Source organism: Thermus brockianus, assembly GCF_021462505.1.
GTDB classification, from domain to species: domain Bacteria; phylum Deinococcota; class Deinococci; order Deinococcales; family Thermaceae; genus Thermus; species Thermus hydrothermalis.
The window spans coordinates 257840-281825 of sequence record NZ_JAKEDV010000003.1 but is presented as its reverse complement, the minus strand read 5'-3'; the positions used below and the strand labels follow the sequence as shown (position 1 = coordinate 281825).

Here is a 23986-nt window from a genome sequence, read left to right as displayed (position 1 = left end):
GCGGCGGAACCGCCCTCCCTTGCCGGGGGTGGGGGATGACGGGACGGGAGGACCTTCCCACCCGGGTGGTTTCCGCCCTGGTGGGGGCGGCGCTCCTCCTTTTCGTCCTCTGGGCCGGGGTGGTCCTGATCCTGCCCACCCTGGTCCTGGTCCTCCTTTTGGGGGCGCTGGAGCTCAAGGAGATGCTGGCCCGGCGGGGCATCCGCCTCAACCTCCCCCTTCTCCTCGTGGGGGGCGTGGGGGTCTACCTCTTTTCCCTGCCCACCCTCTACTGGCACTTCCCCCAGGTGCCCTGGCGGGAGGTAGCCCTGGGGCTTTTCCTCATGGCGAGCTTCAGCTACGAGCTCCTCAAGGGGGCGGACATCCCCCGCTTCGCCTTTACCCTCTTCGCCTTCCTCTACCTGCCTTGGAGCCTGGGCTACGTCCTCCTCCTGCGGGAAACCCCCGACGGCACGCTGGGGCTTTGGACCCTAAGCCTGCCCATCGTGGCCAGCTTCGCCACGGACATCGGGGCCTACTTCGCAGGCCGGGCCTTTGGCCGCCGGAAGCTCGCCCCCGAGATCAGCCCCGGGAAGACCCTCGAGGGCTCCCTAGGGGGCATATTGGTGAGCTTTCTGGCCCTGGTGGCCTACACCGGATGGGTGCGGGAGGTCTTCCCCTTCGGCCTTTTGGAGCTTTGGCTCTTTAGCCTCCTCCTCTCCCTGGCGGCGCAACTCGGCGACCTGGCGGAGTCCATGCTCAAGCGCTTCGCCGGGGTGAAGGACTCCGGGCGCTTCCTGCCGGGGCACGGGGGGCTTTTGGACCGCATAGATAGCCTCCTTTTCACCTTCCCCCTCACCTACTTTCTGGTGGTGCTCTTCACATGAAACGGGTAGTCATCCTGGGTTCCACGGGCTCCATCGGGCGGCAGGCCCTGGAGGTCTGCCGCTGGCGGGGCTATAGGGTGGTGGGCCTCGCCGCCGGGAAAAACCTGGAAACGCTCTCCCAACAGATCGCCGAGTGGAAGCCCCTCCTGGTGGCGGCGGACGAAAGCCTCCACCCCGAGCTTAGGGCGCACTTCCCCGGCCTAAAGCTCGCCACCCCCGAGGAGGTGGCCGCCCTGGAGGCGGAGGTGGCGGTGGCGGCCATCCCGGGCCTGGCGGGTCTTGCCCCCACCCGGGTGGCGGCCCAAACGGGCAAGCGCATCGCCCTCGCCAACAAGGAGGCCATGGTGGCGGCGGGCCCCCTCCTTTGGCAGGAGGTGGAGGCCGCTCGGGCGGAGATCCTCCCCGTGGATTCCGAGCACTCGGCCCTTTTCCAAGCCCTCCTCGGGGAAAGGCGGGAGGATGTGGCCGAACTCATCCTCACCGCAAGCGGGGGGCCTTTCCTAAGGGCCCCCGAGGATCTCTCCCAGGTGACCCCGGAGATGGTCCTGAACCACCCCCGCTGGCGGATGGGGCCCAAGGTCACCGTGGACTCCGCCACCCTCTTTAACAAGGGCCTCGAGGTCCTCGAGGCCAAGGAGCTCTTCCGCTTTCCCCTGGAGAAGATCAAGGTCCTCGTCCACCCCCAGGCCTACGTCCACGGCTTGGTGCGCTTCGTGGACGGGAACCTCAAAGCGGCCCTGGGCCCCACGGACATGCGGCTTTTCATCCAGTACGCCCTCACCTACCCCGAGCGGGCGGAAACCCCCTTAAAGGACCTCCCCCTCCCCGGGGTCCTGGAGTTCTTGGAGCCTGACCTGAACCGCTTCCCCGCCCTGAAGGTGGCCTACGAGGCGGGCAAGCGGGGCGGGGTCGCCCAGGTGGCGGTTTCCGCCGCCGACGAAGTGGCGGTGGAGGCCTTCTTGGCGGGCCGCATCCCCTTCACCCGCATCCCGGAGATCCTCGCCCGGGTCCTGGAAGCCACCCCCTCCCTTCCCCTAACATGGGAGAACCTCTTCGCCGTGGACGCTTGGGCCCGGGAAGAGGCCAAGAGGTGGGCATGAGCCTTCTTTGGTTTCTCCTCATCATCGGCGTGAGCGTCTTCGTGCACGAGCTTGGGCACTACCTGGCGGCCAAGCTCCAGGGGGTGCGGGTCAAGGCCTTCAGCGTGGGCTTCGGGCCCATCCTCCTGAGGCGGCAAGCCTTCGGCACCGAGTGGCGGCTTTCCGCCATCCCCTTGGGCGGCTACGCCGACATTGAAGGCCTCCTCCCCGAGGAGCGAGGCCGAGGCTACGACGCCCTCCCCTTCCTCGGGAAACTCCTCGTCCTGGTGGCCGGGGTGGCGATGAACGTGCTCTTGGCCTGGGGGCTTCTCGGCTACCTCTTTAGCGCCCAAGGGGTGCCCGAGGCCACGGGCCGGGCGGTGGTCCTGGAGGTGGTGCCGGGGAGTCTGGCGGAAAGGGCGGGGCTAAAGCCCCAAGACGTCCTCCTCGCCGTGGACGGCATCCCCTTCCAAAAGCCCCAGGACATTGAGAAGGTTAAGACGCCAGGCCCCCACACCCTCACCGTGCTCCGCCACGGGGAAGAGGTCCAACTCTCCCTCACCTGGGAGCCGGGGATGGAGCGGCTTGGGCTCGTCTACCAGCCGGAGGTGGCCTACCGCCGGGTGGGCTTTGGGGAGGGGCTTCTCCTGGCGGCAAGCCGCACCCTGGCCTTCGGCCCGGAGATGGTGCGGGCCCTGGTGGGGGGGCTTTTCGGGGTGCTTTCGGGCAACCCCAATAGCGGGGTCATGGGGCCGGTGGGCATCGTGGCGGAAACGGGACGGGCGGCCCAGGAGGGGCTTTTCCGCCTGGTGGAACTCATGGCGGCCATCAACCTCTCCCTGGCCCTCTTCAACCTCCTCCCCATCCCCGCCCTGGACGGGGGGCGGATCCTCCTCCTCTTCCTCGGCCGCCTCTTCCGCATCCGCCCCGAACAGGAGGCGGTGGTCCACTACCTGGGCTTCCTCTTCCTCATCCTCCTCGTTCTCTTGGTCACCTTCCAGGACCTGAGGCGGCTTCTGGGGGGCTGATGGCGGCCACGGTCCTCATCCCCGCCTATAACGAGGAGGCCACCATCGCCCAGGTGGTGCGGGTGGCCCAGGAAGCGGGCTTTCCCGTGGTGGTGGCGGACGATGGCTCTAAGGACGGCACGGCCCAAAGGGCCGAGGAGGCGGGGGCGGAGGTGGTGCGCCTCCCCGAGAACCGGGGCAAGGGCGGGGCCATCGCCGAGGGGCTTAAGCGGGTAATGACCCCCCACGTGATCCTCCTGGACGCCGACCTCCTCGGGCTCAAGCCCGAACACCTCCACGCCCTTCTGGACCCCGTGCGCAGGGGAGAGGCGGAGATGGCCGTGGGGGTCTTCCAGGGGGGGCGGCTTTCCACGGACCTGGCCATGCGCCTCACCCCCTTCCTCTCGGGGCAGCGGGCCCTGGCCACCCCAGCCCTCCGGGAGGTGCCGGGCCTGGAAAGGGCCCGCTACGACCTAGAACTCCTCCTCACCCGCCACGCCAAGGCCCGGGGCTGGCGGGTGCGCTACCTGCCCTTGCCGGGGGTGAGCCAGGTGATGAAGGAGGAGAAGCGGGGCCTTCTCCCGGGGTTTCTCCACCGGATGCGCATGTACCGGGAGATCCTCCGCTACTACCTCAGGGCGCACCTGGGGTGAAGCGGAGGAGCTCCACCCAGGCCTCCCCCGCCCGGTAGGCCACCACCCCCAGGCCCGGGACCAGGTAAAGCTCCTTGAGGTCGGTGCCCCCCTTTTCCGTGGTGTAGGCCACCCGCACCCGGTAGGCGTTGAAGGCACCCCCTTGGACCTTCACCCCCTCCACGCCCTCCACCCGGGCGGAAAGGGCCACCCGCTGCCCCCGGAAGCGGGCGTTTCCCCCCCAGGCCACCCCGGGGGAAAGCCGGGCCGGGTAGAGCAGGAGGGGGGGGTCAAAGGGGAAGTACCCCTCGGGGAAGCCCACCCCCAGGAGGTAAACCCCTTCGGGGGCAAGGCGGAGCCGGTCTTCCCGGAAGACCCGCCCCTCCCTCAGGTAGCGCAGGCGGAAGCCCTCCGGGTATGGGAGGAGTTCTTGGAGCGTGCCGTCGGAGTAGGCGTAGCGGCCTCCCCCCGGGGGGAAGGCTTGGGCCAAGGCCAGGAGGAAAAGGGGGAGAAGGGCCAAGAGGCGCACCTACTCCGCCTCCCCGAGCTCGTGCCCCCGCCGGGTGGCCGCCTCCACCGCCTCAAAGAAGGCGGCGCGGAGGGCGCGGGCCTCGAGGGCGTGCAGGCCGTGGATGGTGGTGCCCCCGGGGCTCGCCACCTCGTCCTTTAGCTGGGCGGGATGGCGGGTCTTGAGGAGCTCCCCCGTGGCCGCCAAGGCCTCCGCCGCCAGGCGCAGGGCCAGGGCCCTGGGCATCCCCATCTTCACCCCGGCGTCCGCCAAGGCCTCCGCCACCACCGCCAGGTAGGCGGGGGCGGAAGCGGACATGGCGGTGAAGGGGTCAAAGAGGTGCTCCGGGATCTCGTACACGTCCCCCACGGTGGCAAAAAGGGCCCGGGCGAAGTCTAGGTCCTTCGCCTCCCGGGCCTCGCGCAACGCCGTGAGGGCGGTGGAGCTTTCCCCGATCACCGCCGCCAGGTTGGGCATGGCCCGCACCACCCGCCTCGAGTCCAGCCTACGGGCGAGGACCGCCGTGGACACCCCCGCCATGATGGAGATATACCCCACCTGGGGGAAGGCGATCTCCGGGGCCAGGTGGGGGAAGTCCCTGGGCTGCACCGCCAGGAGGACCCGCTCCGCCTGCGCCAGGTCCTTGAGGCTCAGGGGTTTGATGCCAAAGGCGCGCGCCAACTCCTCCGTGCGCTCCGGGGTGCGCCCCACCACCCCCACCTCCTCGGGGCGCAAAAACCCCCGTTCCAGGGCCCCTTTCAGGATGCTCCGGCCCATCTTCCCCAGGCCCAAGAAGGCAAGCCTCATGCCCTAGAGTCTACCTTCCGCAGGCGCAGGTAATAAAACCCGTCCAAGCCCCCCTCCGGGGCCACGTGTACCCCAAGGCCCTCCCGAAGCACCGGCAAGGGGCAGGAAAAGGGCTCGAGGCGGAACTCGGGGTGCCTGGCCAGAAACGCCCGCGCCACCCCTTCCCCCTCCTCCTCCGTCAAGGAGCAGACGGCGTAGACCAGCACCCCTCCCGCCTCCGTGGCCGAGGCGGCAGTTTCCAAAAGCTTTAGCTGAAGCTCGGCCATGCGGCCTGGGTCCTCCGGGGCGAGGCGGTAGCGGCGCTCGGGGTGGCTGCGGAAGGTGCCCGTGCCGGTGCAGGGGGCATCCAGAAGCACCTTCTTCGCCCGCTCGGGGATAGGGAGGGTGAGGTCCTGGGTGCGGTAGGCCACCTTTAGGCCGAGCTTCTCCGCCGTGCGCTTGCCCGCCTCCTGCCGCTTGGGGTTGAGGTCGTAGGAAACCACCTCCGCCCCGCGGCTTGCCCAATAAAACGCCTTTAGCCCCGCCCCGCCGCAAAGGTCCAAGACCTTCTCCCCCCTTTGCGCCTCTAGGAGCTGGGCGGCGAAGAGCGAGGCGGGGTTTTGCGGCTGGAGGCCAAGGGCGGAGAAATCGGTCTTCGTGCCCTCCCAGACGTAGCTATCGGGGATAGGCCCGGGCCTTAGCCCCTCCACCTGGCGCAAGGCGGTGACGAAAAGGGGAGCGGGCTCGTTGAAGCCTTGGGCGAAGTCCAGGCTCCCGAAAAAGCCCCGCCACCTCTCGCAAAGCCAGTCGGGAAGGGAAAGGCGCACGCACTCCGGGGCCTCCCTGGGCGCCAAGCGGCGCAAGACGGCGTTCACGAGCCCGGCGAGCCGGGGGTAGCGCCCCTTCACCGCCTCCACCCAGGGGCTCACCCGGGCGTGGTCGGGCTTGCCCAAGAGCCACTCCAACGCCCCAAGGCGCAAGGCCCAGCGCACCAAGGGAGGGAGCTTCTCCGGATGCGGCAGGTGGGGGGCGAGGAGGTGGTCCAAAAGCCGAAGGCGCCTAAGGGCCCCGTAGACCAGGTGGGTAACGTAGGCCTTGTCCCTTTCCGGCCAGGCCACCCGGTCCAGGGCCCGGTCCAGAAGTTGCTGGGCCCCTCCCCCCCGCTCCACCTCGAGGAGAAGGGCGAGGGCCAGGGCCCTAGGGTTCGCGGCCCTCAAGACTCCAGGGGATGGGCCTTGATGCTGAACTTCAGGGCGGTCCGCTCCTCGTTCTCCAGCTCCAGCTTGACGAAGGCGGGCTTGACCACCAGGTCCAGGTTATCGGGGGCGATGTACCCCCGGGCGATGGCGATGGCCTTCACCGCCTGGTTCACCGCCTGGGGCCCGATGGCCTGCACCTCCACCTCGCCTTTGGTGCGCAAAAGCGCCGCAATGGCGCCGGCCACGGAGTTGGGGCGGGACTTGGAAGAGACGCGCAACGTTTCCACTTTGACCTCCTGAAAGCTCTTGGGCCACCCCGTTCGGCAAAAACATGGGCGGCTTCAGGACCATGCTAGAGCAAACCGCCCTCTTATGCAACTAGCTGGCCAAAACCCGATCCTCCAGACCCTTGAGTACGGACTGCGCATTTTCCTGCATCAGCTTGTGAATCAATCGGCGCAAGAGGGGACCAAAAATAGGGATGGTTAACTCGTAGGTTATGTTCAAAACAACCCTGGTACCCTCGCCCTCACGAATAAATTCCCATGTCCCCTCATAGCGGTCAAAATCACCTTCGGGTGACCAAAAGCGGTTGCGGAGATGGGCGTCATCCCATTCCTCCTCCTCAATCCAACGGACCTTCTTGCCCATCGCCACCCCTACCCACTCCGTCCGGGTCCGGTTTGCCTCTTGGTGAAGAAGGCGAAGGGTTTGTACGTCTTTCAGAAAAGGCTTTAAGCCCTCCAGATCCTTGGCTAAGGCGTATACCTTCTCAGGAGGAGCCAGGATAAAGCGCTCAACATGGACCTCAGGCATGGGCTCTTTTTACCCCCTTTGCTCCTCCTTGACAAGCCGGTAGGCCTCGAGGGCCACGGAAAGGGGGAAACCCCTTCCTTGCAAGAAGCGCACCGCCTTGGCCTGGTCGTGGCGGCGGGGGTAGCGGCGAAGCGCCTTTAAGGCTGCCTCTAGGACCTCTTCTTCCCCCATTCCCCCAAGCACCTCCGCCACCACCTCCTCCGCCACCCCCTGGGCCCGGAGCAGGTGGCGGAGCTTGGCGGGGCCAAACTTGCGCCGGGCGGCCACGAAGGTTTCCGCAAAGGCCCGGTCATCCAGGTAGCCTAACTCCTCCAGCCGGGCCAAGGCCGCCTCCACCTCCCCTTCGGGGAAGCGGGCGAGGAGCTTTTCTTGGAGGCGCCGCCGGCTCAGGCCCCGGCGGGCCAAGAGCCTGAGGGCATAGGCCAAGGCTTCCGACTCCCCCACCCCTTTAGGGTACGCTATGGCCCATGCGGGTCTATGCCATCGCCGACCCCCACCTTTCCCGCGTCCACCCCAAGCCCATGACCGTCTTCGGTCCCGCTTGGCAGGGGCACCCGGAGGCCTTTTTCCGGGGCTGGCGGGAGGTGGTGGGGGAAGGGGATCTGGTCCTCATCCCGGGGGACATCTCCTGGGCCATGCGCCTCGGCGAGGCCATTCCCGACCTCTTGGACCTCGCCGCTCTGCCGGGCAAAAAGGTGCTCCTCAAGGGCAACCATGACTACTGGTGGCCCTCCATCAGCCGCCTAAGGGCTGTCTTGCCTGAAGGGATGTACGCCCTGCAAAACGATGCCCTGGTCCTGGAGGGGGTGGCGGTGGCCGGGACCCGGGGCTGGCAGTACCCGCCTCCAAGCCCAGAGGACGAGAGGATCTTCGCCCGGGAGGTGGAAAGGCTTAGGCTCTCCCTCAAGGACCTCGAGGGCAAACCCTACCGGCACCTGGTGGTGGCCTTCCACTTTCCCCCTTTTGGTCCCGGGGGGGAGGCCACGCCGCTTCTGGAGCTCGCCGCCCAAGCCAAGCCGGACGCCATCGTCTACGGCCACCTTCATGGGGCGGACCCTAGCAAGCTTCCCTGGGCATACCAGGGGATTCCTCTCCACTTGGTTTCCGCCGACGCCTTAGCGTTCCGCCCCAAGAAGATCCTGGAAGTTTAGCCAAAGCCCATGAGACTTGTCTTTCACTTTATACTAAATACATGCGGAACTGGAAACCCCTAGGCAATGGCGTAGAAAGTCTTTTTTTGGTTACACCTCTTACCTGGTGGATAAACTTTGGCGTGTATATTTACCAATACAAGGGATTCCAAATTGACGCTGGCCCCCTTCGCACCTTGCGTTATAGAAGTCGTGCGGAAGCCCTTTTCATCACCCACACCCATGAGGACCATGCTGGGGGAGCAGCCCGCCTTTCCCTGCCTATTTTCACCGGGAAAGAAGCAGCATACCTTTTACAAAATCCCCCTGCCCTCTCCCTATACCGGCGTCTGGTATGGGGAACGGTGAAACCCGTACGCGCCCAAGCTGCGGAGCGGGTAGGTTCTTTTTTCATCCTCCCCACGCCAGGACATTCGCCCGACCATGTGGTCATATACGACGAAGAGGCAGGGTTGGTCTTTGGGGGCGATCTTTTTCTTTCGGTGAGGGCCAACGTTGCTCCCCCCGGCTTTGATGTAGAAGCCCTCATGCAAAGCCTGCGGAAGGTGATGGAGCTTAAACCACGGCGCTTCTTCTGCGCCCATGCCGGGGATGTGGCAAATCCACTCCAGGCCTTAGCAGCAAAATTGGAGTTTCTAGAAAAAACCCGCGAACAGGCCCTTAAGCTAAAACAGAAGGGTTTTCATGTCACCGAAATCCGCGACCGCCTCTTTGGTGGAGAGAGCCCTTGGGCCCTTTTGTCTGGGGGGACAATGAGCCGCCTACGCTTCGTGCGTGCTCTGCTGAAGGAAGATTAGTCCATGCGAAACCTCGGGCTACTGTTTGCCCTACAAGGTGGGCTTCTTCTCCTCGGAACTTCAGGCATGCTTTTACTGGGACTTCCCTTGAATACACCCCAACCGGAACAGGGCATATGGGTAGCCGTGGCTTTGCTACTTTCGCTATGGTATTTGGAAATACTTTTCCAAAAGGGCTTCCCCGCCTCCTTTTTGGAGGTAGAAAGACTCCACCGCGAACTGGGCGCAGCCCTGCGGCAGGCAGGACTAGGTCCACCTGCTCTTCTCCTGCTAGCCTTTCTTTCTGGGACAGCCGAGGAGATTTTTTTTCGGGGCCTCCTCCAAAGCCTCCTGATCTCTTGGCTGGGACCAGGAGGCCTTTTCCTCCAGGCCTTCCTCTTCGCCCTCCTCCACCCCGCCCCCAAGCGGGCCTTCGCCTACCCCCTGTACACGGGGGCGGCCGGGCTCCTCTTCGGCCTTAGCTACCTCCTCACGGGAAGCCTCCTCCCCGGCATCCTGGCCCACTTCCTCCACAACGCCCGGGGGTTTTACCAGCTTTGGCGGGAAGCCTAATCTGACAGCCTTTGAACCAAGCTAACATTTTGCCGGCTTTCGGGGCTTTTGCCTAGGGCACGCACCACAATTTCCCTCAGGAACGTGGTACAATGAGGTCAAGCTATGACAACTCCCGCCAAGCCCCTATGAAGGAGGGCGCACATGAACGAGCTGGAGCGCATCCGCCGCCGCCAGGACCTCGAGGCCTACCGGGCCCTAAGCTGGGAAGGCTCCTTCGCCGACTACCTGCGCCTCCTCAAGGAGGACCCGAGGCCTCTAAGGACCAGCTTCCAGCGGGTCCACGACATGATCCTGGCCCACGGGGTGGAGGAGTACACCCTCTTCCGGGAAAAGCTTCTCCACTACCGCTTCTTTGATGACCCCTTTGAAGGGGGCAAGGACGCCATCTTCGGCCTGGACAAGCCCCTCATGCGCCTGGTGGCCACCCTGAAGGCAGCGGCCCACCGCCTGGGCCCCGAGCGCCGCATCCTCCTCCTCCACGGCCCCGTGGGCTCGGCCAAAAGCACCATCGCCCGCCTTCTCAAGAAGGGCCTGGAGGCCTACAGCCGCACGGAGGAGGGCAGGCTTTTCACCTTCTACTGGAAGACCCCCGAAGGCCCCCTCCCCTGCCCCATGCACGAGGAGCCCCTCCACCTCCTGCCCGCGGACATCCGGCAGGAGTTCTTGGAGGAGCTCAGGGCGCTTCACCCCGAGTACCCATACCCCCTCGAGGTGGAGGGCGACCTCTGCCCGGTGTGCCGCTTCCAGATGCGGGAAGCCCTGGCCCGCTACCAAGGGGACCTGGCCGCCGTTTTGGAGCGCGAGGTGGTGGTGAAGCGGCTCGTCCTCTCGGAGAAGGACCGCGTGGGCATCGGCACCTTCCAGCCCAAGGACGAGAAGAACCAGGACGCCACGGAGCTCACCGGGGACATCAACTACCGCAAGGTGGCCATCTACGGCTCGGACTCCGACCCCCGGGCCTTCAACTTTGACGGGGAGCTCAACATCGCCAACCGGGGCCTGGTGGAGTTCATTGAGATCCTGAAGCTGGACGTGGCTTTCCTCTACGACCTCCTCACCGCTAGCCAAGAGCACAAGATCAAGTCCAAGAAGTTCGCGCAGACGGACATAGACGAGATTATCCTTGGGCACACAAACGAGCCTGAATATAGGAAACTTCAGGCCAACGAGTACATGGAAGCCCTGCGGGACCGGACCATCAAGATTGACATCCCCTACATCCTGCGGGTTTCCGACGAGGTGAAGATCTACCAGCGGGACTTCGCCAAGGTAAGGGGCAAGCACATCGCCCCCCACACCCTGGAGATGGCCGCCACCTGGGCCGTCCTGACCCGGCTGGAACCCCCGCGGCGGGCCGGGCTCACCCTGATGCAGAAACTTAAGCTCTACGACGGCAAGCTCCTTCCCGGCTGGACGGAGGAGGCGGTGCGGGAACTGATGCAGGAGGCTAAGCGGGAAGGCCTGGAAGGGATTAGCCCCCGCTACATCCAGGACAAGATCTCCAACGTCCTCGTCACCAGCGAGGAACCCTGCATCAACCCCTTCATGGTCATGAACGAGCTAGAGGAGGGGCTCAAGCACCACTCCCTGATCTCCGACGAGAAGACCAAGGAACGCTACAAGGCCCTCCTGCAGGAGGTCAAGGCGGAGTACGCCGAGATTGTGAAAAACGAGGTGCAACGGGCCATCGCCGCCGACGAGGAGGCCCTAAACCGCCTCTTCCACAACTACATTGACCACGTGAAGGCCTACGTGCTGGGGGAAAAGGTGAAAAACCCCTACACCGGGGCCCCCGAGCCCCCCAACGAAAGGCTCATGCGCTCGGTGGAGGAAAGGATTGAAATCCCCGAGTCCCGCAAGGACGATTTCCGCCGGGAGATCATGAACTACATCGGGGCCCTGGCCCTGGAAGGGCGGCAGTTCACCTACAAGGACAACGACCGCCTCCGCCGCGCCTTGGAGCTCAAGCTCTTTGAGGACCAGAAGGACACCATCCGGCTCTCCGCCCTGGTTTCCGGGGTGGTGGACCCGGAGACCCAGGCCAAGATTGACGTGGTAAAGGCCAGGCTCATCCGCGACCACGGCTACTGCGAGCACTGCGCCGCAGGCGTCCTCGAGTTCGCCGCCTCCCTCTTCGCCCGGAGCGAACGATGACCCCTGGGGAAGGCTTCCTGCCCATCGCCCGCGACCTGGAGCGCTTCAAGGAGATCGTCCGGGGCGAGGTGAAGAAGCGGGCCCGGGAGTTCCTGACCCGGGAGGAGCTCTTCGGCCAGGTGGAGGGGCGGCTCGTCTCCATCCCTCTGCCCCAGCTGGAGTTGCCCAAGATCGTCCACGGCGAGCCCGTAGGGGAAGGCCTGGGCCTTGGGGGCCCGGGGGAGGAGGCGTTGGGGCCCGGGGGGCACATCCCCGTGGCCGAGCTGGAGCTGGAGGAGTTTTTGGACCTCATGGGGGAGGCCCTGCGCCTGCCCCGCCTCCTGCCCAAGGGAGAGGGGGAGGTCACGGAGGAGGCCTTCCGCTACACCACCATCGCCCGTAAGGGCCCACGGGGGCTTCGCCACGTGCGCCGCACCCTGAAGGAAAGCCTCCGGCGGGCCCTCCTCACCGGGGAGTACCGCCCGGAAAACCCCCTTCTGGTGCCCGAGAAGGAGGACCTCCGCTACAAGGCCCCCAAGAACCAACCCAAGCCCCACGCCCAGGCGGTGGTCCTCTTCGCCTTGGACGTCTCGGGGAGCATGCGGGAGGAGGAGTTAAGGCTGGTGAAGACCCTCTCCTTCTGGATCACCCTCTGGATCAAGCGCCACTTCCCCCGCCTGGAAAGGCGCTACCTCCTCCACGATGCCGAGGCGTGGGAGGTTTCCGAGGAGGAGTTCTTCCGCGCCCGGGAGGGCGGGGGCACGCGGCTTTCCAGCGCCCTCCTCCTGGCGGAGGAGATCCTCAAGGCCTACCCCCCGGCCTTCTACAACCGCTACCTCTACCACTTCTCCGACGGGGAGAACTGGCAGGGGGATACCCCCATCGCCCTCGAGGCCCTAAAGCGCCTCCTCCCCTCCCTCGCCCTCTACGGCTACGCCCAGGTGGAGGGCCCCTACGGCCAGGGCCGCTTCCTCGAGGAGGTGCGGGAGGCCTTGGCGGGCCAGGAAGGCCTCGCCACCGCCGAGGTGCGGGGCCGGGAAGACCTCCCCCAAGCCCTCAGGCGCCTATTGGGAGGGTAGCGTGGAGAAGGAGCTTCGCTACTGGGCCGAGCGCCTCCGGGAAAGGGCGGAAGCCCTAGGGCTTTCCTTCCCTCCTGTCCTCTTTGAGGAGGTCACCCCCGAGGAGATGGCCATGCTGGCCGCCTACGGGGGCTTTCCCCGCCGCTACCCTCACTGGCGGTGGGGGAGCGAGTACCTCCGCTACCGGGAAACCTACCGCTACGGCCTTGGGCGGATTTACGAGCTCGTGGTGAACACCCATCCCGTGCAGGCCTACCTCCTGAAGGGAAACACCCTCCTCGCCCAGAAGCTGGTCATGGCCCACGTCTACGCCCACGCCGACTTCTTCCACCACAACCTGGCCTTCAAGCCCATCCCCAAGGACATGCTGGACGAGATGGCCCACCACGCCGCCTACGTGGAAAGGGCCATGGAACGGCACGGGGCCAGGGCGGTGGAGGAGTTCTTGGACCTGGCCCTCTCCCTGGAGAACCTGATAGACCCCCACACCCCCTACATCCAAAGGCCGGAAGGGACCGAGGAGGAAAAGCCCCAAGAGCGGCTTAGGGTGCGCCCCTACCTGGACCCTTTCGTCAACCCGCCCCCCGGGTTCCCCAAGGAGGCGGAGGAAGGCGCGAACCCCAAGCCCCTCCCCTCAAGGCCCACCCGGGACATCCTGGGCTTCCTGGCCCAGCACGCCCCCCTGGCCCCGTGGCAGAAGAGCATCCTGGAAATCATCCGGGAAGAAAGCCTCTACTACGCCCCCCAGGCCGCCACGAAAATCCTCAACGAGGGCTGGGCCACCTACTGGCACACCCAGATCCTCCTCCCCCTCCTCACCCCCGAGGAGGCCTTGGAGTTCGCTGAGCTTCAGGCGGGCCTCCTCGCCCCCCACGGGCTCAACCCCTACCGCCTGGGCTACCACCTCCTCCAGGAGGTGGAGGAGCGCTGGGACAAGGGGCGGTTTGGCCCGGAGTACGAGGCCCTGCCCCTAGGGGAAAAGCTCCGCTACGAGAGGCCCACCGGGGAAGGGAGAAAGAAGCTCTTCCAGGTGCGCACCATCTACACCGACCTCCCCTTCCTGGAAGAGTTCCTCACCCCCGAGTTCGCCCTGCGCCAGGGCCTTTTGGAACCCCAGGACCTGGAAGGGTTCCTCCAGGCCAAAAAGGCCCTCCTCTTCCGCCTCACCAACGCCGGCTACCCCATCGTGGAGCTATGGGACGCCAACTACCAGAACCGGGGCGAGCTCCTTTTGGTCCACGCCTACGAAGGGGTGGAGCTGGACCTGAAAAAGACGCAGGCGGTGCTAGAGAACCTGCACCGCCTCTGGGGCCGGCCCGTGCACCTCAAGACCGTGGTGGGGGGAAAGGAACGGCTCCTCTCCGCCGGGGCCTAGCGCAGGACCCGCAGGTAACCCAAAAGCACCGCCTCGGAAAGCTCCCCCAGGTGCCGGGCCACGAGCCGCCCCTCCCGGTCAAAGAAGAAGGTGGTGGGTAGGCCCTGCACCCCCAGGGCCTGGGAGAGCCGGGTTTCCGGGTCCAGCAAGACCCAGTCCGCCGTCAGGCCCTCTTCCTCCAAAAACGAGCGCACCACCGCCGGGCCCTCCCCTTGGCTCACGAAGGCGAAGCGCACCTCCGGGTTTTCCTGGGCCAGGCGCATCATCATGGGAAGCTCGCGGCGGCAAGGGGGGCACCAGGTGGCCCAGGCGTTCAGGACCAGGGGTTTTCCCCGAAAGTCCTGGAGGTTCACCGGGGTGCCCCCCAAGGTGGTGAGGGGAAGGGAAGGGAGCGTGGCCTCCTGCCTTGTCCCTCCCCGGGTGAGGAAAAGGCCCACCACGAGGCCTGCCGCCAAGGCGGGCACGAGGGCGTAGCGCCAAAGGTGCTTGGGCAAGACCATGAGCGTGTACCCTCCCGAACCCAGGATACCCCAAAGGGGGTCAAACCCCCCTTGCCAGACGTAGAGGACGGAAAGGGGGTCGCGGGCGTAAACCGAAACGTTCTCCAGGACAAACCCAAGCCGCGCCCCCAAAAGCCCTACCAGGATGGCGTTGTACGCCCAAGGGGCAAGCCGCTTGTCCACCCCGCGGGCCAGGACCTCCGCCGCCACCACCCCCGCCAAGAGGGCCAGGGCCACCTGGACCCGGGCCCAGGGGATGGCGAAAGGGCCAAGCTGCAGGGCGTCCATCAGCGGACCAGGGGGTAGCCGGCGCGCTCTATGGCCAACACGCCCCCCTCCACGTTGTAGAGGTTGGTGTAGCCCTTCCCCTTCAGGTACGCCGCCGCCTGGCGGCTCCGGTTGCCGCTACGGCAGTAGAGGTAGACGGGCTTGTCCTTGGGAAGGGTGTCCGCCCAGCGGACCACCTCCTCCACGGGGAGGTTGATGGCCCCGGGCACGTGCCCCTGGGCGAACTCCTGGGGCGTGCGCACGTCCACCACATAGGCCCCCGAGCCCAAGGCCCGGTAAAGCTCCTCCGGGCCCACGTTCTGGTAGCTCCCCTTGGGCCCGCAGGCGAAGAGGAGAAGGGGAAGAAGGGCAAGAAGGGCGCGGCGGGTCATCTTAGGCCTGGACCCCCACGGCCTTGCGGATGGCCTGGAGGAACTGGGAAAGGGGCTGGGCCCCGAGCACCCGCTCCTTGCCCTCGTTGATGATGGTGTCGGGCACCCCGTGGATGTGGTAGCGGCCCGAGAGCTCGGGGAACTCGTTGGCCTCAATCATCTCGCCCCAGACCTTGGGGGAGGCGTAGGCCATGCGGTGGGCGGTGCGCACCGCCTGCGGGCAGTAGGGGCAGGTGGGGGTGACGAAGACCTGGAGCTTCACCTCCTCGGGAAGGTTATTCAGCTCCTGGACCACGTTCTCCGGAAGGCCGTGCCCGTCGCGCCCCAGCATCTCCAGGTCCTCGAGGAGGCTTGCGAACTCGTAGCCCGCCGGGATACCCCGGTAGCGCAGGTTGATGGCCTCCGAGCCCTTTTCCCGGAGGATCAAAGTGGGGGCCGCCTCCACCTTGTACGCCTCGGCCTTCTCCCGCCCCTCGGGGGTGGCGAGGTCGTAGACCACCAGGTGGAGCTTGTCGGAAAGAGCGGAAAGCTCCTCCAGAAGCTGCTTGGTTTCCTTGCAGTAGAGGCAGGGCTCCTTGCCCGGGGCGATGAGGGTAGAGGAGTCGGTGAAAAGCACCATCTCCACGTCCCGGGTAAGGTTGGAAAGCCGCTCGCGCACGATCTCTTGTTCCTTTGGTCCCAGCAATGGCATCGCTTCCTCCTTCGTTTGGATACCCCCGTAGGGGTACGTCCTTTGACGAATATAGCAGATGATGGGCCACCTTCATAGGGAGGGAGCTTACGTTGCTCGGGCTTGACACCTATTACCCCCATAGGGTATTTTCGGGACATGGGGACAAAGGTCCCGGCAAGGAGGTAAACCCATGGTCTTCCGGCAAATCTACGAGGAAGGTTTGGCCCAGATGAGCTACCTCATCGGGTGTGCCGCCACCGGGGAAGCCCTGGTGGTGGACCCCAAGCGGGACGTGGACACCTATCTGGAGCTTGCCCAGAGCCTGGGCCTGCGCATCACCGCCATCGCCGAAACCCACATCCACGCCGACTACCTCTCCGGGGCCCGGGAGCTCGCCAAGGCCACCGGGGCCACCTTGTACCTCTCCGATGAGGGGGACGAGAACTGGAAGTACCGGGGCCTGGAGGGCTTCGCCCATGTCCTCCTCAAGGACGGGGACACGTTCAAGGTGGGCAACATCCGGGTCCAGGCGGTGCATACCCCCGGCCACACCCCCGAGCACCTCTCCTTCCTGGTGGCGGACGGGGCGGTGACGGACGAGCCCCTCCTCTTCCTCACCGGGGACTTCGTCTTCGTGGGGGATGTGGGCCGGCCCGACCTCTTGGAGGAAGCGGCCGGGTTCAAGGGCACGGCGGAACCCGGGGCCCGGCGCATGTACCAAAGCCTTAAGGAGAAGTTTCTCACCCTCCCCGACCACGTGCAGGTCTGGCCCGGCCACGGGGCAGGGTCGGCGTGCGGCAAGGCCTTAGGGGCCCTCCCCGCCACCACCGTGGGCTACGAGCGCCGCCACGCCTGGTGGGCGGAGTACCTGGAACGAGGCGATGAGGAGGGCTTCGTAAGGGCCCTCCTCCAGGGGCAACCGGAGGCCCCCACCTACTTCAAGGAGATGAAGCGGCTGAACCGGGATGGGATGCCCATCCTGGGCGGCGTGCCCCACCCGGGCCGCCTCACCCAGGCCCAGTTCCTCCGCTGGCTTGGGGAAGGGGCCATCCTGGTGGACACCCGGGACAAGTTCGCCTTCGCCGGGGGGCACCTCAAAGGGGCCATTAACATCCCCGCCGGGAAGAACTTCGCCACCTGGGCGGGCTGGCTTCTCCCTTACGACCGGCCCCTCATCCTCCTCGCCCACCCCTCCGAGGTGGAGGCCCTCACCCGGGCCCTCATCCGCATCGGGCTGGACGAGGTGGTGGGGTATATCCCGGCCCTCCAGGGCTACGCCGAGGGCGAGCTGGAAACCGTGCCCCAGGTGACCGCCAAGGAGGCCAAGGCCCTTTGGGAGCGGGGGGAGGCGGTGGTCTTGGACGTGCGGGGACGGGACGAGTACCTGGCGGGGCACATCCCGGGGGCCCTTAACATCCATGCGGGCCGCATCCTGGCCCACCTGGACAAGCTTCCCAAGGACAAGCCCCTCATCGTCCACTGCGTGGGCGGGGACCGCTCTAGCACCGCCATCTCCGCCCTCCTCGCCCACGGCTTCCAAAACGCCCTGAACCTCACCGGGGGGATTAGGGCCTGGCAGGAGGCGGGCTTCCCCGTGGTGAAGGGCGAAGAGCTGGTTCCCGCCTAAGGAGGTAGACCGTGTACGAAACCCAAGTGAAGGACCTGTCCCCCGAGGAGGCCAAACGGCTTTACGAGGAAGGCGTGCCCTTCTTTGACGTGCGCGAGGTGGAGGAGTACGCCCAGGCAAGGATCCCCGGGGCCCGCCTCCTTCCCCTCTCCGAGTTCATGGCCCGCTTCCAGGAGATCCCCAAGGACCGCCCCGTGGTCCTCTACTGCCGCACGGGCAACCGCTCCTGGCAGGCGGCGGCCTGGCTTACCGCCCAGGGATACCAGGTCTACAACCTCGAGGGAGGCATCGTGCGCTGGTACCGCGCCGGGCTTCCCGTGGACACCGCCCCCGTGGAGGCGGGCTACGCCGCCACCCCCTACCGGGAGGTGGGGCCCCTCGAGGCCAAGGACCTCCTGGGAAGCGCCCTCGTGGTGGACGTGCGGGAGGCCTGGGAGTACCGGGAAGGGCACGTGCCGGGGGCCCTCAACATCCCCCTTTCCACCCTGCCCGAACGCCTCGCAGAACTCCCCAAGAACCGGCCCATCCTCCTCGTCTGCAACTCGGGGAACCGCTCCGGGGTGGCGGCGGACTTCCTGGTGGGGCAAGGCTTTGACGGCGAAAAGGTCTACAACCTGGAAGGGGGCACCTACGCCTGGGCCGCCTCCGGCCTTCCCTTAGAGCGATGACCCTCGCCCTCCTCGGCGCCCTCCTCATCGGCCTTTCCTTGGGGCTTTTGGGCTCGGGGGGCTCCATCCTCACGGTGCCCGTCCTGGTCTACCTCCTGGGGGAGCCCCCTAAGCAGGCCATCGCCGAAAGCCTCCTCATCGTGGGAGGGATCGCCCTCCTGGGGGCCCTTCCTTACGCCCTCCGGGGGCTCGTGGACTTTCGGAACGTCCTCCTCTTTGGCCTTCCGGGCATGGCGGGCACCTACCTGGGCGCCTTCCTCTCCCAGTACGTTTCCGGCCAGGTGCAACTCCTGGCCTTCGCCCTGGTGATGCTCCTCGCCGCCTACTTCATGGCCCGCCCCGTCCCCTTGGCCCAAGGGGGAAGGCGCAAGGCCTGGAAGATCGTCCTGGATGGCCTCGCCGTGGGGGCCCTCACGGGGTTCGTGGGGGTAGGGGGCGGGTTCCTCATCGTGCCGGCTTTGGTCCTCCTCGGGGGGCTTCCCATGCACCTGGCGGTGGGCACGAGCCTTCTCATCATCGCCCTCAAGTCCTTCGCCGGGTTTTACAAGTACCTCCACCTCCTCCCCGCCTATGGCCTTAGCGTGAACTACGCCGTGGCGGGGCTTTTCGTGGGGGTGGGCTTCTTGGGAAGCCTCCTTGGGGGCAGGCTCGCCCTCAAGGTGCCCCACGAAACCCTCAAGCGGGGCTTCGCCCTCTTCCTGGTGGCCATGGGGGTCTACATCGTGGCCCAAAGCCTCTAGGGGTATGCTGAGGGGGTGCCGTTCCGCACCCTCTTGGCCGTGCAGGCGGAGGTCCTCCCGGAAGCCTACCGCACGGAGGAGGCCTTCCGGGAGCGGGTCCATGGCCTCCTGAGCCCCCTAAAGGGCACCCCCACCCCCCGCCTTGCCGCCTTCCCCGAACTCTTCGGCCTCCCCCTCCTCCTCCACCTGGAGGGGGAGTTCCATTTACGGGAACTCCTGCAAAACCCCCTATCCCCCTGGCGGCGGGCGCGGCGGGCCTACGGGGTCTTCCACCGGGTGATGGCGGAGGCGGCGAAGGCCTATGGCACCTACCTCCTTGCGGGAAGCCTCCTTTGCCCCCCTTTTGAGGAAGAGCTCGCCCGGGGGCGCTTTTCCCGAAGCCCTTTTTTCCAGAACCTGGCCCTCTTCTATAACCCCGAAGGCCGCCTCCTGGCCCAGGTGCCCAAGATGGAGCTCACCCCGCCCGAGCGCTGGCTTAGGCGGGGCGGCTTCGGCCCCCACCTGGTGGAAACCCAAGCCGGCCGGGTGGGGATCCTCATCTGCCTGGATGGCTTCTTTGAAAGGCACCTGGCCCGGCTAGACGCCCTGGGGGCCGAGGTCCTTTTGCAACCCTCCGCCAACCCCGCCCCCTGGGAAAGGCCCTGGCCCTGGGACCCTTCCCGGCGGGAGGGGGAGGTGTGGCTGACCTCGGCTCGGGAAAGGCTAGTGGGGCGGGAGCACCTGAAGGTGCTCCTAAACCCCATGTTGAACGGGAGGATCCTGGGGCTCGCCTTTGAGGGGCAAAGCGGCATCTACGGCCCCGGGGAGGCCTTGGCCCTGGCCCGAGGGCCTCTGGGGGACGAGGCCCTCCTCCACTTCCCCTAAAGCCTTTCCGGGAAAAGCCGGATGGGGTAGCGGCGGGTGAGGGCCTTGGCGAGCTTTTCCCAGGCCCGGTCCTTTACGCTATTGGCGAGCTCCTCCGCCACCTCCTCCAAAGGGAAACGCCCGGCGGGCTTCACCTCCTCCAGGAGGATGATGTGGAAGCCGAACTGGGTCCCCACCGGGCCGGACACCTCCCCTGGCTTCAGGCGCAAAAGGGCGTTCTCAAAGGCGGGGATGTAGGTGCCTTCCGGGGCGCACCCCAAAGCCCCCCCTTCCTCCTTGGAGCCCGGGTCCTGGGAAAGGGCCTGGGCTACCTGGGGGAAGGGCTCCCCCTTCGCCAAGCGGCCCAGGGCTTCCCGGGCCTCTTCCAGGGTGGGAAGGAGGATGTGCCGGGCGCAGTACAGGGTCCCGTGGCGGTACTCCGGGGAGAGGAGCCAAAGGGCCTTCAGGGCGGCGGGGGAAACCTCAAGCTTCCCCCGGTAGTGGCCTTCCAGGGCCTCGAGGGCCAAGGCCTCCGCCAGGAGGAGGCGGTACGTGGCAAGGTCGGGAAGCCCCGCCCCCTTCAGGGCCTCCGCCAAGGCGTTTTCATCGGGAAAGGCCTCCATGAGGGCCTGCACCTGGGCCTCCACCGCCTCGGGCCTGGGCCAGAAGCCCTGGGCCTTGGCCACCTGCAACAGGGCCCGCTCCTCCGCCAGGGCCTCCAGGTACTGGGGCCGATACTGGGCGAGGAGGGCCCGGGTTTCCTCCGTGTCGGGCAGGCCCAGTTGCCTCAAGGCGCTCTTGGCGAAAAGGCCAAAGCGGAGCTCAAACTGGCTCTTGGTGAGGGCTTCTCCACCCACCTGGGCCACCAGGGGGTCCTCCTGGGCCAGGGTCAAGGGGCTAAAGGCGAAGGCTAGGGCGAAAAGAAAAGCGCGCATGCCCCATGCTAGCATGGGGGGCGTGAACGACCTCGTCCTCAAGGCGGCCCGGGGGGAGGCCACCCCCAGGCCCCCCGTCTGGTTCATGCGCCAGGCGGGCCGCTACCAAAGGTCCTACCGGGCCCTAAGGGAACGCTACACCCTGCCCGAGATGGTGCGCCAGCCCGAGCTCGCCGCCCAGGTGACCTTAAGCCCGGTGGAGGAGCTTGGGGTGGACGCTGCCATCCTCTTCGCCGACATCACCACCCCCCTTTACGGCATGGGGGTGGACCTGGACCTGGTGGAGGGCAAGGGCCCGGTGATCCACCGCCCCATCCGGGATGCCCAGGGGGTGGAGGCCCTGCTGCCCTTAGAGCCCGAAAGCGCCGTGCCCTACGTCCTGGAAACCATCCGCATCCTGAAGCGGGCCCTTAAGGTGCCCCTTATCGGCTTCGCCGGAGCGCCCTTTACCCTGGCGAGCTACCTCATAGAGGGGGGGCCAAGCCGCCACTTCCTAAAGGTGAAGGCCTTCATGTACGGGGAGGAGGCCCTCTGGCACCGCCTCATGGAGAAGCTCACCCTGGCCATGGCCCGCTACCTCAGGGCCCAGGCGGAGGCGGGGGCGGACCTCCTCCAGGTCTTTGACTCCTGGGTGGGGGCCTTGAGCCCGGCGGACTACCGCCGCTACGTGAAGCCCCACATGGCGAGGCTCTTCCAGGCCCTAAGGCCTTTGGGGGTGCCCGTGATCCACTTCGGGGTGGGGACCATGGGGCTCCTAGAGGAGATGCGGGAAGCGGGGGGGGACGTCCTGGGCCTGGACCACCACACCCCCCTCCCCTGGGCCCGGGCGGTCCTGGGGGAAACCCCGGTCCAGGGCAACCTGGACCCCGCCCTCCTCTTCGCCCCCAAGGAGGTCCTGAAGCGGGAGGTCCTCCGCATCCTGGAGGAGAACGCCGGGCGGCCCGGCCACATCTTCAACCTGGGGCACGGCATCCTGCCCAAGACTCCAGAGGAGAACGTGCGCTACGTGGTAGAACTCGTGAAGGAGGTGGCGGCGTGAACGTGCTCCTGATGGCCTACGGCACCCCCTATGCCCCCGAGGAGATTGAGCCCTACTACACGGATATCCGCCGGGGCAAAAGGCCTTCCGAAGAGCTCCTAAGGGAGCTCACGGAACGCTACGAGCGGATCGGCAAAAGCCCCCTGAACGAGATCACCCTGGTCCAGGCCCTGAGGCTCCAGGCCCTTTTGAACCTCGAGGCCCCTCCCCTTCCCAAGCGCCTCCTGGGCCCCTTCCCGCCCCGCGCCCCCCAGGGGCCGGCCCGGGTCTACGTGGGCACGAAGCACTGGCACCCCACCATCGGCGAGGCGGTGGCCGCCATGCACGAGGACGGGGTCCGGCGGGCGGTGGCCATCGTGGCGGCTCCCCACTACTCCCTAAGGAGCGTGGCGGAGTACAAGGAGAAGGTGGAGGCCGCCCTAAAAGCCCTTCCCGAACCCATCCACTTCGTCTGGGTGGAAAGCTACGAGGCCCACCCTGGCCTTATCGCCGCCTACGCCAGGCGGCTGGAGGAGGCCATCTGGCGGCTTAAGGACCCTAAGCGGGCGGCCTATGTCTTCACCGCCCACTCCATCCCCCTTTCGGCGGTGGAGCGGGGGGACCCTTACCCGCGCCAGGTGGAGAAGACGGCGGAGCTCATCGCCAAAAGGCTCTCCCTCCCCCGCTTCCAGGTGGCCTACCAGTCGGCGGGGCGCACCCCCGAGCCCTGGCTTGGGCCCGACATCAACGAGCTTTTGCGGCAACTCAGGGAAGAGGGCTACACCGAGGTGGTGGTGCAGGCGGTGGGCTTCCCCGCCGACCACCTGGAGGTCTTCTACGACCTGGACCTCGAGGCCCAGGCCACGGCCGAAGCGGTGGGCCTCAGGCTCCTCCGGGCCCGGAGCCTCAACGCCGATCTAGACTACATCCAGGTCCTCAAGGACCTGGTGGAGGCGGCGTGGCTCAGGTAGCCATCGTGGGCGGGGGCTGGGCCGGGCTCGCCGCCGCCCTCGCCCTGAAGGAAGCAGGGGCCGACTTTCTCCTCCTGGAGGCCACCCCCCGGCTTGGGGGCAAGGTCTTCACCCACCGGGGGGAAGGGTTTTTGGTGGAAGGGGGGCCCGACGCCAGCGTGCGCTACAAGAGGGAGGTTCTGGCCCTGGCCGAAGCCCTGGGCCTCTCGCCCATAGGCACCCTTCCCGCCAAGCCCTCCGCCTACATCCTGCGCAAGGGAAAACCCCATCCCCTCCCCGAGGGGCTACTCCAGGTGGTGCCGGGGGACCTGAAGGCCCTCGCCCAAACGCCCCTCCTCTCCCTTTCCGGCAAGCTTCGCGCCCTCTACGACCTCTTCCTCCCCAGGGGAGGCAAGGAGGACGAAAGCCTAAAGGAGTTCGTGGAAAGGCGCCTCGGCCCGGAGGTCTTCCAGGCCCTGGTGGCCCCCTTGGCCGGAGGGATCTACGGGGGCGAGCCCGAGGAGCTTTCCATGCGGGCCGCCTTCCCCGCCCTCTTGGAGCTAGAGCGGAAGCACCGAAGCCTCCTCCTCGGGGCCATGCGCTCCCGGAAGGGGCGGGGAAGCCGGGAGGGGGGGAGCCTCTTTTTCTCCTTCGCCGAGGGGCTTTCCGCCCTCACCCGGCGGATGGCGGAAAGGGTGGCGGAGCATACCCTCCTCGCCACCCCGGTCCTCGCCCTGGAGCCTTCAGGAGGCCGCTTCCGCCTCCACACCCCCAGGGGGGCCCTCGAGGCCGAAGCGGTGATCCTCGCCACGCCCGCCCCCACGGCGGCAAGCCTCCTAAGGCCCTTCCTCCCCGGGGCCACGGCCCTTTTGAAGGGCATCCCCCACACCCCGGCGGCCACGGTGAGCCTGGCCTTTAAGGAGGAGCTCCCCGTGGAGGGGCACGGCCTCCTCATCGCCAAAGGGGAAGGCTACCAGGTGCGGGGCTTCACCTGGACCCACCGCAAGTGGCCGGGAAGGGCCCCCGAGGGGTGGAGCCTGGTGCGGGCCTACTTCTCCGGGGAAGCGGCGAGGCTTGCGGAAGGGGAGCTCGCCCGCCTCGCCCTGGCGGAGCTCCGCCGGTACCTGGGCAAGGAGGTGCGCCCGGAAAGGACCTTCGTCTTCCGCTTCCCCGAGGGCATGCCCGCCTACCGGGTGGGGCACCAGGAGCGGATAGCGCGCCTAGAGATGGCCCTCCTCCAGGCCCCGGGGCTTTTCCTGGCCGGGAACTACCTCTTTGGCGTGGGCCTACCCGAGGTGGTGCGCTCGGGGGAAAAGGCGGCCGAAAGGGCCCTCGCCCACCTCTCCCTAACCCCCCCTGGCGAAAAGGAAGCCTCCCGGTTAGGATAACG

General features: G+C 66.8%; 27 protein-coding genes. 17 read left to right on the top strand and 10 right to left on the bottom strand.

The window, feature by feature from the left end; genetic code table 11:
• Window positions 1–35: 35 nt before the first annotated feature.
• Genes LXN00_RS05505 through LXN00_RS05490 form a run of 4 tightly spaced genes read left to right on the top strand, consistent with a single transcriptional unit; the run spans window position 36 to window position 3605 of the window.
• Window positions 36–866 carry a phosphatidate cytidylyltransferase gene (locus LXN00_RS05505; protein WP_234505937.1) on the top strand — a complete coding sequence of 277 codons (831 nt, stop codon included), beginning with the start codon at window positions 36–38 and terminating at the stop codon, window positions 864–866.
• Entirely contained in the window at window positions 863–1966 is a 1104-nt protein-coding gene (gene dxr / locus LXN00_RS05500; protein ID WP_234505935.1) for a 1-deoxy-D-xylulose-5-phosphate reductoisomerase, read from the top strand. Before LXN00_RS05505 ends, dxr begins: the two co-directional genes overlap by 4 nt.
• Window positions 1963–2973: a M50 family metallopeptidase gene (locus LXN00_RS05495; protein ID WP_234505932.1), complete on the top strand. Its 1011-nt coding sequence runs from the start codon at window positions 1963–1965 to the stop codon at window positions 2971–2973. The genes dxr and LXN00_RS05495 overlap by 4 nt, the downstream gene beginning before the upstream one ends.
• Entirely contained in the window at window positions 2973–3605 is a 633-nt protein-coding gene (locus LXN00_RS05490; protein WP_234505929.1) for a glycosyltransferase family 2 protein, read from the top strand. The genes LXN00_RS05495 and LXN00_RS05490 overlap by 1 nt, the downstream gene beginning before the upstream one ends.
• On the opposite strand, the gene LXN00_RS05485 is transcribed toward LXN00_RS05490, so the two are convergent.
• The 6 genes from LXN00_RS05485 to LXN00_RS05460 form a co-directional block, all read right to left on the bottom strand.
• The gene (locus LXN00_RS05485) at window positions 3586–4113 is read right to left on the bottom strand and encodes a hypothetical protein (RefSeq protein WP_234505928.1); all 528 of its coding nucleotides are present in this window, start codon (window positions 4111–4113) and stop codon (window positions 3586–3588) included. The genes LXN00_RS05490 and LXN00_RS05485 overlap by 20 nt on opposite strands.
• Window positions 4114–4899, bottom strand: a complete 786-nt coding sequence (proC, locus tag LXN00_RS05480; RefSeq protein ID WP_234505925.1) for a pyrroline-5-carboxylate reductase — start codon at window positions 4897–4899, stop codon at window positions 4114–4116.
• Complete coding sequence (locus LXN00_RS05475) at window positions 4896–6095, bottom strand: RsmB/NOP family class I SAM-dependent RNA methyltransferase (protein WP_234505922.1); 1200 nt, start codon at window positions 6093–6095, stop codon at window positions 4896–4898. The genes proC and LXN00_RS05475 overlap by 4 nt, the downstream gene beginning before the upstream one ends.
• The gene (locus LXN00_RS05470; protein WP_003044778.1) at window positions 6092–6364 is read right to left on the bottom strand and encodes a stage V sporulation protein S; all 273 of its coding nucleotides are present in this window, start codon (window positions 6362–6364) and stop codon (window positions 6092–6094) included. The genes LXN00_RS05475 and LXN00_RS05470 overlap by 4 nt, the downstream gene beginning before the upstream one ends.
• A gap of 91 nt (window positions 6365–6455) precedes the next feature.
• Window positions 6456–6893 (bottom strand): type II toxin-antitoxin system RatA family toxin, encoded by a 438-nt coding sequence (locus LXN00_RS05465; RefSeq protein WP_234505919.1) that lies wholly within the window; start codon window positions 6891–6893, stop codon window positions 6456–6458.
• Between the two features lie 9 nt (window positions 6894–6902).
• Entirely contained in the window at window positions 6903–7337 is a 435-nt protein-coding gene (locus LXN00_RS05460) for a regulatory protein RecX (RefSeq protein WP_234505917.1), read from the bottom strand.
• Between the two features lie 23 nt (window positions 7338–7360).
• Here LXN00_RS05460 and LXN00_RS05455 point away from each other — a divergent pair, with 23 nt between their 5' ends.
• The 6 genes from LXN00_RS05455 (at window position 7361) to LXN00_RS05430 (ending at window position 13983) form a co-directional block, all read left to right on the top strand.
• Window positions 7361–8044 carry a metallophosphoesterase gene (locus LXN00_RS05455; protein WP_234505914.1) on the top strand — a complete coding sequence of 228 codons (684 nt, stop codon included), beginning with the start codon at window positions 7361–7363 and terminating at the stop codon, window positions 8042–8044.
• A gap of 41 nt (window positions 8045–8085) precedes the next feature.
• The gene (locus LXN00_RS05450; RefSeq protein WP_234505911.1) at window positions 8086–8841 is read left to right on the top strand and encodes an MBL fold metallo-hydrolase; all 756 of its coding nucleotides are present in this window, start codon (window positions 8086–8088) and stop codon (window positions 8839–8841) included.
• Between the two features lie 3 nt (window positions 8842–8844).
• Window positions 8845–9393, top strand: coding sequence for a CPBP family intramembrane glutamic endopeptidase (locus tag LXN00_RS05445; RefSeq protein ID WP_234505909.1), 549 nt, complete (start codon window positions 8845–8847; stop codon window positions 9391–9393).
• A 144-nt stretch (window positions 9394–9537) separates the two neighbouring features.
• Entirely contained in the window at window positions 9538–11550 is a 2013-nt protein-coding gene (locus LXN00_RS05440) for a PrkA family serine protein kinase (protein WP_234505908.1), read from the top strand.
• Window positions 11547–12608, top strand: coding sequence for a DUF444 family protein (locus LXN00_RS05435; protein WP_234505905.1), 1062 nt, complete (start codon window positions 11547–11549; stop codon window positions 12606–12608). Before LXN00_RS05440 ends, LXN00_RS05435 begins: the two co-directional genes overlap by 4 nt.
• 1 nt (window position 12609) lies before the next feature.
• The gene (locus LXN00_RS05430) at window positions 12610–13983 is read left to right on the top strand and encodes a SpoVR family protein (RefSeq protein WP_234505902.1); all 1374 of its coding nucleotides are present in this window, start codon (window positions 12610–12612) and stop codon (window positions 13981–13983) included.
• Here LXN00_RS05430 and LXN00_RS05425 read toward each other — a convergent pair.
• The 3 genes from LXN00_RS05425 to pdo are packed head-to-tail and all read right to left on the bottom strand — an operon-like array spanning window position 13980 to window position 15833.
• Window positions 13980–14771 (bottom strand): TlpA disulfide reductase family protein, encoded by a 792-nt coding sequence (locus tag LXN00_RS05425; RefSeq protein WP_234505899.1) that lies wholly within the window; start codon window positions 14769–14771, stop codon window positions 13980–13982. The two genes, LXN00_RS05430 and LXN00_RS05425, sit on opposite strands and share 4 nt — an antisense overlap.
• Complete coding sequence (locus tag LXN00_RS05420; protein ID WP_234505894.1) at window positions 14771–15142, bottom strand: rhodanese-like domain-containing protein; 372 nt, start codon at window positions 15140–15142, stop codon at window positions 14771–14773. Before LXN00_RS05420 ends, LXN00_RS05425 begins: the two co-directional genes overlap by 1 nt.
• 1 nt (window position 15143) lies before the next feature.
• The gene (gene pdo, locus LXN00_RS05415) at window positions 15144–15833 is read right to left on the bottom strand and encodes a protein disulfide oxidoreductase (protein WP_234505891.1); all 690 of its coding nucleotides are present in this window, start codon (window positions 15831–15833) and stop codon (window positions 15144–15146) included.
• 172 nt (window positions 15834–16005) lie between these two features.
• On the opposite strand from pdo, the gene LXN00_RS05410 reads away from it, so the two are divergent.
• Genes LXN00_RS05410 through LXN00_RS05395 form a run of 4 tightly spaced genes read left to right on the top strand, consistent with a single transcriptional unit; the run spans window position 16006 to window position 19714 of the window.
• The gene (locus LXN00_RS05410) at window positions 16006–17442 is read left to right on the top strand and encodes an MBL fold metallo-hydrolase (RefSeq protein ID WP_234505888.1); all 1437 of its coding nucleotides are present in this window, start codon (window positions 16006–16008) and stop codon (window positions 17440–17442) included.
• Window positions 17443–17453: 11 nt separating this feature from the next.
• Window positions 17454–18110: a rhodanese-like domain-containing protein gene (locus LXN00_RS05405; protein ID WP_234505884.1), complete on the top strand. Its 657-nt coding sequence runs from the start codon at window positions 17454–17456 to the stop codon at window positions 18108–18110.
• A complete protein-coding gene (locus LXN00_RS05400; protein WP_234505881.1) occupies window positions 18107–18850 on the top strand; it encodes a sulfite exporter TauE/SafE family protein in 744 nt (247 codons plus the stop codon). The genes LXN00_RS05405 and LXN00_RS05400 overlap by 4 nt, the downstream gene beginning before the upstream one ends.
• A 15-nt stretch (window positions 18851–18865) precedes the next feature.
• Window positions 18866–19714 carry a carbon-nitrogen hydrolase family protein gene (locus LXN00_RS05395; RefSeq protein WP_234505878.1) on the top strand — a complete coding sequence of 283 codons (849 nt, stop codon included), beginning with the start codon at window positions 18866–18868 and terminating at the stop codon, window positions 19712–19714.
• On the opposite strand, the gene LXN00_RS05390 is transcribed toward LXN00_RS05395, so the two are convergent.
• The gene (locus LXN00_RS05390) at window positions 19711–20628 is read right to left on the bottom strand and encodes a peptidylprolyl isomerase (protein WP_234505875.1); all 918 of its coding nucleotides are present in this window, start codon (window positions 20626–20628) and stop codon (window positions 19711–19713) included. The two genes, LXN00_RS05395 and LXN00_RS05390, sit on opposite strands and share 4 nt — an antisense overlap.
• A gap of 13 nt (window positions 20629–20641) precedes the next feature.
• Between LXN00_RS05390 and hemE the strand changes: the two genes are divergently transcribed.
• From hemE to hemG, 3 genes are read left to right on the top strand one after another with little or no spacing between them, the layout of a single operon-like run.
• Window positions 20642–21667 (top strand): uroporphyrinogen decarboxylase, encoded by a 1026-nt coding sequence (gene hemE, locus LXN00_RS05385; protein ID WP_234506146.1) that lies wholly within the window; start codon window positions 20642–20644, stop codon window positions 21665–21667.
• A complete protein-coding gene (gene hemH / locus LXN00_RS05380) occupies window positions 21664–22617 on the top strand; it encodes a ferrochelatase (protein WP_234505870.1) in 954 nt (317 codons plus the stop codon). The genes hemE and hemH overlap by 4 nt, the downstream gene beginning before the upstream one ends.
• Entirely contained in the window at window positions 22605–23984 is a 1380-nt protein-coding gene (gene hemG, locus LXN00_RS05375; RefSeq protein ID WP_234505867.1) for a protoporphyrinogen oxidase, read from the top strand. The genes hemH and hemG overlap by 13 nt, the downstream gene beginning before the upstream one ends.
• The last annotated feature ends 2 nt before the right edge of the window (window positions 23985–23986 follow it).

Coding starts and splice junctions, on each gene's coding strand:
- LXN00_RS05505 (WP_234505937.1), top strand. CDS start 36: ATGACGGGACGGGAGGACCTTCCCACCCGGGTGGTTTCCGCCCTGGTG.
- dxr (WP_234505935.1), top strand. CDS start 863: ATGAAACGGGTAGTCATCCTGGGTTCCACGGGCTCCATCGGGCGGCAG.
- LXN00_RS05495 (WP_234505932.1), top strand. CDS start 1,963: ATGAGCCTTCTTTGGTTTCTCCTCATCATCGGCGTGAGCGTCTTCGTG.
- LXN00_RS05490 (WP_234505929.1), top strand. CDS start 2,973: ATGGCGGCCACGGTCCTCATCCCCGCCTATAACGAGGAGGCCACCATC.
- proC (WP_234505925.1), bottom strand. CDS start 4,899: ATGAGGCTTGCCTTCTTGGGCCTGGGGAAGATGGGCCGGAGCATCCTG.
- LXN00_RS05465 (WP_234505919.1), bottom strand. CDS start 6,893: ATGCCTGAGGTCCATGTTGAGCGCTTTATCCTGGCTCCTCCTGAGAAG.
- LXN00_RS05455 (WP_234505914.1), top strand. CDS start 7,361: ATGCGGGTCTATGCCATCGCCGACCCCCACCTTTCCCGCGTCCACCCC.
- LXN00_RS05450 (WP_234505911.1), top strand. CDS start 8,086: ATGCGGAACTGGAAACCCCTAGGCAATGGCGTAGAAAGTCTTTTTTTG.
- LXN00_RS05445 (WP_234505909.1), top strand. CDS start 8,845: ATGCGAAACCTCGGGCTACTGTTTGCCCTACAAGGTGGGCTTCTTCTC.
- LXN00_RS05440 (WP_234505908.1), top strand. CDS start 9,538: ATGAACGAGCTGGAGCGCATCCGCCGCCGCCAGGACCTCGAGGCCTAC.
- LXN00_RS05435 (WP_234505905.1), top strand. CDS start 11,547: ATGACCCCTGGGGAAGGCTTCCTGCCCATCGCCCGCGACCTGGAGCGC.
- LXN00_RS05425 (WP_234505899.1), bottom strand. CDS start 14,771: ATGGACGCCCTGCAGCTTGGCCCTTTCGCCATCCCCTGGGCCCGGGTC.
- LXN00_RS05420 (WP_234505894.1), bottom strand. CDS start 15,142: ATGACCCGCCGCGCCCTTCTTGCCCTTCTTCCCCTTCTCCTCTTCGCC.
- pdo (WP_234505891.1), bottom strand. CDS start 15,833: ATGCCATTGCTGGGACCAAAGGAACAAGAGATCGTGCGCGAGCGGCTT.
- LXN00_RS05410 (WP_234505888.1), top strand. CDS start 16,006: ATGGTCTTCCGGCAAATCTACGAGGAAGGTTTGGCCCAGATGAGCTAC.
- LXN00_RS05400 (WP_234505881.1), top strand. CDS start 18,107: ATGACCCTCGCCCTCCTCGGCGCCCTCCTCATCGGCCTTTCCTTGGGG.
- LXN00_RS05390 (WP_234505875.1), bottom strand. CDS start 20,628: ATGCGCGCTTTTCTTTTCGCCCTAGCCTTCGCCTTTAGCCCCTTGACC.
- hemE (WP_234506146.1), top strand. CDS start 20,642: ATGGGGGGCGTGAACGACCTCGTCCTCAAGGCGGCCCGGGGGGAGGCC.